Genomic DNA, 7905 nt, shown 5'->3' with positions numbered 1-7905 from the left:
CCGCCCTTGATCAGCTGGTCGCTGAGCGCCTGGGCGTTGCGGATGACGTTCTGCTGGTAAGTCTTGAACTCCGGGCGCAGCGCCTCGCCGAAGGCCACCGCCTTGGCGGCGATGACATGCATCAGCGGGCCGCCCTGGATGCCCGGGAAGATCGCCGAATTCACCTTTTTAGCGATGTCTTCATCATTGGTGAGGATCATGCCCCCACGCGGACCGCGCAGGGTCTTGTGCGTGGTGGTGGTGGCCACATGGGCATGCGGGAAAGGCGAGGGATGTTCGCCCGCGGCCACCAGGCCGGCGAAATGCGCCATGTCGACATGCAGCCAGGCTCCGACCATGTCGGCGATCTGGCGCATGCGGGCGAAATCGATCTGGCGCGGGATGGCAGAGCCGCCGGCGATGATCATCTTGGGCTGGTGTTCCTTGGCCAGCGCCTCGACCTGGTCATAATCCAGCGTGTTGTCCTGCTGGCGCACGCCGTACTGGATGGCGTTGAACCACTTGCCGGACTGGTTCGGCTTGGCACCGTGGGTCAGGTGGCCGCCGGCGTCCAGGCTCATGCCCAGGATGGTGTCGCCGGGCTTGATCAGCGCCTGGAAGACGCCCTGGTTGGCCTGACTGCCCGAGTTCGGCTGCACGTTGGCGAATTCGCAGTCGAACAGCTGCTTGGCGCGGTCGATGGCCAGGTTCTCGGCCACGTCGACCCACTGGCAGCCGCCGTAGTAGCGCCGGCCGGGATAGCCTTCGGCGTATTTGTTGGTCATGACGGAGCCCTGCGCCTCCATCACCGCGCGCGAGACGATGTTCTCGGAGGCGATCAGCTCGATCTCGTCGCGTTGCCGGCCAAGCTCGCCGGTGATCGAGCCAAACAGTTCAGGGTCGCGCGAGGCGAGGGACTCGGTGAAAAAACCGTCGTCACGATGGGGGGCGTTCATGGCGCTGCTCCTTTGGATTCGGATTGCGGGGTTTCGTATAGGAAACCGGCTCTGACTCAAAGTAGGTAAAGCGACGGGCTGCGACATACCAGCGGCATGGCGGCCCGGGCACTGGTCCCTGCCGGGAGTTTGTGCTTCCATCCGCTCCGGATGGAGACGACAGGAAACCCCCGATGAGCTTACGGATCGCCTTTTGTGCGTCCAACGCGCCGATTGCGCAATCGGCGCGCGCAGGCCTGACGCGGCGCTATGGCGACCATGCCGAGCGTGGCGCGGACGTGATCGTCGCGCTGGGTGGCGACGGTTTCATGCTGCACACACTGCACCGGACGCAGGAGCTGGCGGTGCCGGTCTACGGCATGAACCGGGGCACCGTGGGCTTTCTGATGAACGAATATTCGGAACACGGGCTGGTCGAACGGCTGACCGCGGCGGAAGAGGCGGTGATCAACCCGCTGGCCATGCGCGCGACCTGCACCGACGGCGAGGAACACGAGGCGCTGGCGATCAACGAGGTCTCTCTGCACCGTTCGGGCAGCCAGGCGGCGCGGCTGCGGATCAGCGTCGATGGCCAGGTGCGGATGGCGGAACTGGTCTGTGACGGGGCGCTGGTGTCGACGCCCGCCGGATCGACCGCCTACAATTACTCTGCGCACGGGCCGATCCTGCCGATCGGCGCGGATGTGCTGGCCCTGACCCCGGTGGCGGCCTTTCGGCCCCGGCGCTGGCGCGGCGCGCTGCTGCCCAAGGCGGCAGAGGTCAGTTTCGAGGTGCTGGAGGCCGAGAAGCGCCCGGTCATGGCAGAGGCCGACGGGGCGGAGGTGCGCGACGTGCTGGCGGTGCAGATCCGGTCAGAGCCGGGTGTGGCGCACCGGGTGCTGTTCGACCCGGGGCACGGTCTGGAAGAACGGCTGATCCGCGAGCAGTTCGTCTGAGACAAGAGGCGCGATGCATGGAGAAAATGAGCCTCGTCCTGCTGGGAACAGTCGCTTTGATCCTGCTGGTATCCCTCTTGGGCTCACTGCATGCGTTTTTCTCAGAGCGAAAGATCCGCCGCTTTTGGCGTGCCCAACGTGACGCCGCGCGTTTGCAGCGGCGCGTCGGGTTGGAGGATCCGCGCGGTCGCCACTGAGATCGCCTTTCGTTGTGGAGAGGGAAGCGGCAGGTGCCGCCTGCGGAGTCCTCGTCCCATCGCAGGCCTCAGGGTTGCTGTTCTTTCAGCTCGAACCCGTCCAGTTCGTAGCGCTTGCCGCAGGGGCCGGCCTCGTCCCCGTCGCCGCATTGCGATCCCTTGACGATCAGGGTCAGGACGCCCGGTTGCCCGGTGATGGCCGCGTCCTGGATCGCGTTCAGGAAGACGCGACGATAGCGGCCGTCCTCCATGCCCAGCCAGAAGGAGGTCAGACAGCCGGCCGGGCCGCAGACCATGTCGGGCGTGCTGTCGCACAGCATGGCGCCGTGGTTGATCCGCAGGTCCATCGGCGGTTTGCCGTCGATGTCGATCTGCTGCGAGAAGCCGTCGCTGACGGTCAGCTGCCCGTCGAGGACGGTGCAGGCCTCGCGCATGTCGCCAAGGATCTGCGCGGCGGGATCGGGCAGGGTGCGCCGTTCCAGCTCGCGCTGGTCGAAGTCGGGCAGCGGGCAGAATTTCTGGACCTCGGTGATCGCCGCGTTCGACCCGATCAGGGTAAAGCGATGGATCACCGGCGCGCTGTCGGCGCTGTCCCAGACATGCAGTTGCGCACGGATGCCGGCCTTGAGCCGGTCGATGCCGCGCAGCTGGGTTTCCTCAAGCGGGGCATGGAAGCTCTCCAGCCCGGTATGGCTGAAATCCAGCGACCCGGCCAGTTGCGAGCCGACGAACAGCAGGCTGTCGAGGCGTGGCGCCGCCACCATGCCGGGCATGTTCCGCGTCGTCAGGCGGTAGGCCAGCGGCTCTCCGGTGGAGCAGCCCAGTTCAAAGCAGATCACTTCGTCATCGCCGTTGCAGACGCGGGCAACATGTTCGGTCGCCTCCTCGCCGCCGACGAACTCCCAGTTGGCCCAAGCGGCACCGGTCCAGGCGCAGAGGCCGACAATGGCCAGGGTCAGTGCCTTGAAGGCCTTGCTTTGCATGAAGAATCTCCTTTCGCGCGGTCAGGGGATGAGTCCACGCCGCGCACGGCAGGTCAAGTCACACGACAGATCACAATCGCGCAAGCGGATTCCGCGCCATAGTATCGGGCGACTTGGGGGCAGGGCAGGGCGAGTCGCTTTTCAACTTTGCAAAGTCTCGCGATCATCAAAGATCACAGCAAGGATTTCGTGGGTTTGCAAATCTTTGCAGGGCGAATTCGCAAATCTTCTGCGATAATCTGTCCTGACCGCCGGTAACAGACTTGCCCGTTTGGCGGTGCTGCGCCTAAGCGGTTTGTCAGGGAATAGAGGAGGCTCTCTCATGGGGTATCAAGACGTTTATGACCGCGCGCAGGCCGATCCGGAAGGCTTCTGGATGTCGGCGGCCGAGGCGATCGACTGGGAGAAGAAGCCCTCGAAGGCCCTCTTTGACCGTGGCGATCACATGTACGAATGGTTTGCCGACGGCATGGTGAACACCTGCTGGAACGCGGTGGACCGGCACGTCGAGGCCGGGCGCGGCGAGCAGACGGCGATCATCTACGACAGCCCGATCACCCATACCAAGCGCGAGATTTCCTACGTCGAACTGCGCAACCGCGTGGCCAACCTGGCCGGCGCGCTGCGCGCCAAGGGCGTCGAGAAGGGCGACCGCGTCATCATCTACATGCCGATGATCCCCGAGGCGCTGGAGGCCATGCTGGCCTGCGCGCGGCTGGGCGCGGTGCATTCGGTGGTCTTCGGCGGCTTTGCCGCGAGCGAGCTGGCGGTGCGAATCGACGACGCGCAGCCCAAGTGCATCATCGCCGCCTCCTGCGGGATGGAGCCGGGCCGCGTCGTCCACTACAAGCCGCTGCTGGACGGAGCCATCGACCAGGCCAAACACAAGCCCGACTTCTGCGTGATCTTCCAGCGCGAGCAGGAAGTGGCGCACCTGGAAGAGGGGCGCGACTACAACTGGCACGGGTTCCAGTACGGCGTCGAGCCGGCGGACTGCGTGCCGGTCGAGGGCAACCATCCCGCGTACATCCTCTATACCTCGGGCACCACCGGCCAGCCCAAGGGCGTCGTGCGCCCCACGGCTGGGCACCTGGTGGCGCTGAACTGGACCATGAAGAACCTCTACAACGTCGATCCCGGCGACGTGTTCTGGGCCGCCTCGGACGTGGGCTGGGTCGTGGGTCATTCCTACATCTGCTACGGCCCGCTGATCCACGGCAACACCACCATCGTCTTCGAGGGCAAGCCCGTGGGCACCCCCGACGCGGGCACATTCTGGCGGGTGATCTCGGAACACAAGGTAAAGTCCTTCTTTACCGCGCCGACCGCCTTCCGCGCGGTCAAACGCGAGGATCCCAAGGGCGAATTTGTCGGGAAATATGACCTGAGCTGCCTCAAGGCCGTCTACCTGGCGGGCGAACGCGCCGATCCGGACACGATCCAATGGGCGCAGGACCAGCTGAAGGTGCCGGTGATCGACCACTGGTGGCAGACCGAAACCGGCTGGTGCATCGCGGGCAACCCGCTGGGCATCGAGGAATTGCCGACCAAGCTGGGCTCTCCGGCCAAGCCGATGCCGGGCTACGACATCCAGATCCTGGACGAGGGCGGCCACCCCATGAAGCAGGGTGAACTGGGCGCCATCGCGGTCAAGCTGCCGCTGCCGCCGGGCACGCTGCCGACGCTGTGGAACGCCGAGGCGCGGTTCAAGAAGAGCTACCTGGAGCATTTCCCCGGCTACTACGAGACCGGCGACGCGGGCATGATCGACGAGGACGGCTACGTCTACATCATGGCGCGCACCGATGACGTCATCAACGTCGCGGGCCACCGCCTGTCGACCGGCGGCATGGAAGAGGTGCTGGCCTCGCATCCGGACGTGGCCGAATGCGCCGTGATCGGCGTGACCGACCAGCTGAAGGGCCAGCTGCCGCTGGGGTTCCTCTGCCTCTCTTCCGGCGTGAACCGCCCGCACGAGGAGATCGTGGCGGAAAGCGTCAAGCTGGTGCGCGAGAAGATCGGCCCCGTCGCGGCCTTCAAACTGGCCTGCGTGGTGGACCGCCTGCCCAAGACCCGCTCGGGCAAGATCCTGCGCCGGACGATGGTTCAGATCGCGGACGGAGAAGCGTTCAAGATGCCGGCGACCATCGACGACCCGGCGATCCTGGACGAGATCAGGGAAGCCCTGCAGGGGCTGGGCTACGCCAAGGGCTGACACCCGGCGGGCGCTGCGGGCGTTTTCCCAACGGGTGTGAGGGGCGCTGCGGCGCCCTTCTTTGGTTTGAAAAATACCTCGGGGGAGGCGCCGAAGGCGACGGGGGCAGAGCCCCCATCGCGCGGGTTCGGGCCCGCGACGCCGTCTCAGCTGTAGTGATCGACCGGCGTACCTGCGATGGCGGCCATGTTCAGCAGGCCCCGCGCGGTGATCGAGGGTGTCACGATATGGGCGCGGTTGCCCATGCCCATCAGGATCGGCCCGACCTCCAGCCCGCCGCCCTTCATCTTGAGGATGTTGCGCGTGGCCGAGGCGGCATCCGCATGGCCGAAGATCAGCACGTTGGCCGCGCCCTGCATCCGGTTGCCGGGGAAGAGGCGTGCGCGCAGCTCGGGGTCGAGCGCGGCGTCCACGTTCATCTCGCCCTCGTAGCAGAAGTCGCAGCCGCGATCGTCGAGGATCTCGAGCGCCGCGCGCAGCCGCTGGCCCGAGCCTTCGGCCTGGTTGCCGAACTGCGATTGCGAGCAGAGGGCGATGTTGGGCTCGATCCCGAAGCGCCGGACGTGCCGTGCCGCGCCGATGGCGGTCTGGGCCAGTTCCTCGGGCGTGGGCAGCAACCGCACGTGGGTGTCGGCGATGAAGAGCGGCCCGTCTTCGAGGATCATCAGCGATAGCGCGCCATGCGGGTGCAGCTTGGCCGAGCCGAGGATCTGGCGGACATAGTTCAGGTGCCAGCGGTATTCGCCGAAGGTGCCGCAGATCATGCTGTCGGCCTCGTCGCGCTGCACCATGATGGCGCCGATGGCGGTGGTGTTGGTGCGCATGATCGCGCGGGCGAGGTCCGGCGTGACGCCGCGCCGCGCCATGATCTGGTGGTAGGTTTCCCAGTAGTCGCGGTAGCGCGGGTCGTTCTCCGGGTTCACGATGTTGAAATCGCGGTCCGGGCGGATTTCAAGACCCATGCGTTCACATCGGGTCTCGATCACCTCGGGGCGGCCGATCAGGATCGGGGTTTCGGTGGTTTCCTCGAGGATCGCCTGGGCGGCGCGCAGGACCCGTTCGTCTTCGCCCTCGGCAAAGACGATGCGGCGGCTGGCGGTGGCGGCGGCCTGGAAGACCGGGCGCATCAGCAGGGCGGACTTGTAGACGCTTGCGTCAAGGCGCTGCTTGTAGGCCTCGATGTCCTCGAGCGGGCGCATGGCGACGCCGCTTTCCATCGCCGCGCGGGCCACTGCGGTCGAGACGACGCCGGAGAGGCGCGGATCGAAGGGCTTGGGGATCAGGTAGTCGGCGCCGAAGGTCAGCTGCTCGCCCCGGTAGGCGGCGGCGGCCTCTGCCGATGTCGTGGCACGGGCCAGCGCCGCGATGCCCTCGACACAGGCGACCTGCATGGCGTCGTTGATCTCTGTCGCGCCGACGTCCAGCGCACCGCGGAAGATGAAGGGGAAACAGAGGACGTTGTTGACCTGGTTGGGGAAGTCGCTGCGCCCGGTGGCGATGATCGCGTCCGGGGCCGCCTCGCGGGCGAGGTCGGGCATGATCTCGGGCGTGGGGTTGGCCAGAGCAAAGATGATCGGGCGCCGCGACATGCGCCTGACCAGTTCGGGTTTCAGGACGCCGGGACCGGAGAGACCCAGGAAAAGGTCGGCGCCGTCGATCACCTCGTCCAGCGTGCGCTTGTCGGAAGGCTGGGCAAAGGCGGCCTTTTGCGGGTTCATGTCCTCTGCCCGGCCTTCGTAGACCAGCCCGTGAATGTCGCAGAGCCAGACGTTCTCGCGCTTGACGCCCAGTTTCAGCAGCATGTTGAGGCAGGCGATGCCCGCCGCGCCGCCGCCGGTGCTGACGACCTTGATGTCGCCCCAGGCCTTGCCCGCGACGTGCAGAGCATTGGTGGCCGCGGCGCCGACGACGATGGCGGTGCCGTGCTGGTCATCGTGGAACACGGGGATGTTCATCCGCTCGCGGCAGAGTTTTTCGACGATGAAACAGTCGGGCGCCTTGATGTCCTCGAGGTTGATGGCGCCGAAGGTGGGCTCCAGCGCGCAGACGATCTCGGCCAGCTTCTCGGGGTCGGGTTCGTTCACCTCGATGTCGAAACAGTCGATGTCGGCGAATTTCTTGAACAGGACGGCCTTGCCTTCCATCACCGGCTTCGATGCCAGCGCGCCGATATTGCCCAGCCCCAGGACGGCGGTGCCGTTCGAGACAACGGCCACCAGGTTGCCGCGGGTGGTGTAGCGGGCGGCGGCGGCCTCGTCGGCCTTGATCTCCAGGCAGGCCTCGGCGACGCCGGGGGAATAGGCGCGGGAGAGGTCGCGGCCATTGGCCAGCGGCTTGGTCGCGCGGATCTCGAGTTTCCCGGGCTTTGGGTTCTCGTGGTAGAACAGGGCCGCCTGGCGCAAGGTTTCGTTGCTGGATTCGGTCATGGGCAGGCCTTTCGGACAGGGGTAGTTCAACGGTAAACAATCGTGAACGCCGGGTGAAGACTCCTCTTTGGCGGTACAGTTTTCGGCTAATTTTGTAAATCGCGAGAGAGGACCGGTGCCGGGGATGGCGGATTTTCCGACCAGGGCGACCCGGCGTTCACGCTTGCAATCGCGGCGCGCCAGTTTCACGATGAAGGCCCGAAGTCCCGGAGGT

The 7905-nt window shown here is 66.0% G+C and carries 5 protein-coding genes; 2 read left to right on the top strand and 3 right to left on the bottom strand.

Going from position 1 to position 7905, the window contains the following annotated elements; genetic code table 11:
• Positions 1-935, bottom strand: a 935-nt coding sequence (gene glyA / locus G9Q80_RS22225; RefSeq protein ID WP_168246579.1) for a serine hydroxymethyltransferase, incomplete at its 3' end; no start/stop codon positions are given.
• A gap of 173 nt (positions 936-1108) precedes the next feature.
• Here glyA and G9Q80_RS22220 point away from each other — a divergent pair.
• The gene (locus tag G9Q80_RS22220) at positions 1109-1870 is read left to right on the top strand and encodes an NAD kinase (RefSeq protein ID WP_069209346.1); all 762 of its coding nucleotides are present in this window, start codon (positions 1109-1111) and stop codon (positions 1868-1870) included.
• A 265-nt stretch (positions 1871-2135) separates the two neighbouring features.
• Here the strand turns inward: G9Q80_RS22220 and G9Q80_RS22215 are convergent, their stop codons facing one another.
• Positions 2136-3050 (bottom strand): hypothetical protein, encoded by a 915-nt coding sequence (locus tag G9Q80_RS22215; protein WP_043135821.1) that lies wholly within the window; start codon positions 3048-3050, stop codon positions 2136-2138.
• A gap of 322 nt (positions 3051-3372) precedes the next feature.
• Between G9Q80_RS22215 and prpE the strand changes: the two genes are divergently transcribed.
• Positions 3373-5265, top strand: a complete 1893-nt coding sequence (prpE, locus tag G9Q80_RS22210; protein ID WP_088715102.1) for a propionate-CoA ligase PrpE — start codon at positions 3373-3375, stop codon at positions 5263-5265.
• 146 nt (positions 5266-5411) lie between these two features.
• Here prpE and G9Q80_RS22205 read toward each other — a convergent pair whose 3' ends face one another.
• Positions 5412-7691, bottom strand: coding sequence for an NADP-dependent malic enzyme (locus G9Q80_RS22205; protein WP_088715103.1), 2280 nt, complete (start codon positions 7689-7691; stop codon positions 5412-5414).
• Between the last annotated feature and the right edge of the window lie 214 nt (positions 7692-7905).

Source organism: Mameliella sp. LZ-28, from assembly GCF_012274245.1.
GTDB lineage: Bacteria > Pseudomonadota > Alphaproteobacteria > Rhodobacterales > Rhodobacteraceae > Antarctobacter > Antarctobacter albus.
This window is presented reverse-complemented; position numbering and strand designations above follow the sequence as displayed.

Coding starts and splice junctions, on each gene's coding strand:
- G9Q80_RS22220 (WP_069209346.1), top strand. CDS start 1,109: ATGAGCTTACGGATCGCCTTTTGTGCGTCCAACGCGCCGATTGCGCAA.
- G9Q80_RS22215 (WP_043135821.1), bottom strand. CDS start 3,050: ATGCAAAGCAAGGCCTTCAAGGCACTGACCCTGGCCATTGTCGGCCTC.
- prpE (WP_088715102.1), top strand. CDS start 3,373: ATGGGGTATCAAGACGTTTATGACCGCGCGCAGGCCGATCCGGAAGGC.
- G9Q80_RS22205 (WP_088715103.1), bottom strand. CDS start 7,691: ATGACCGAATCCAGCAACGAAACCTTGCGCCAGGCGGCCCTGTTCTAC.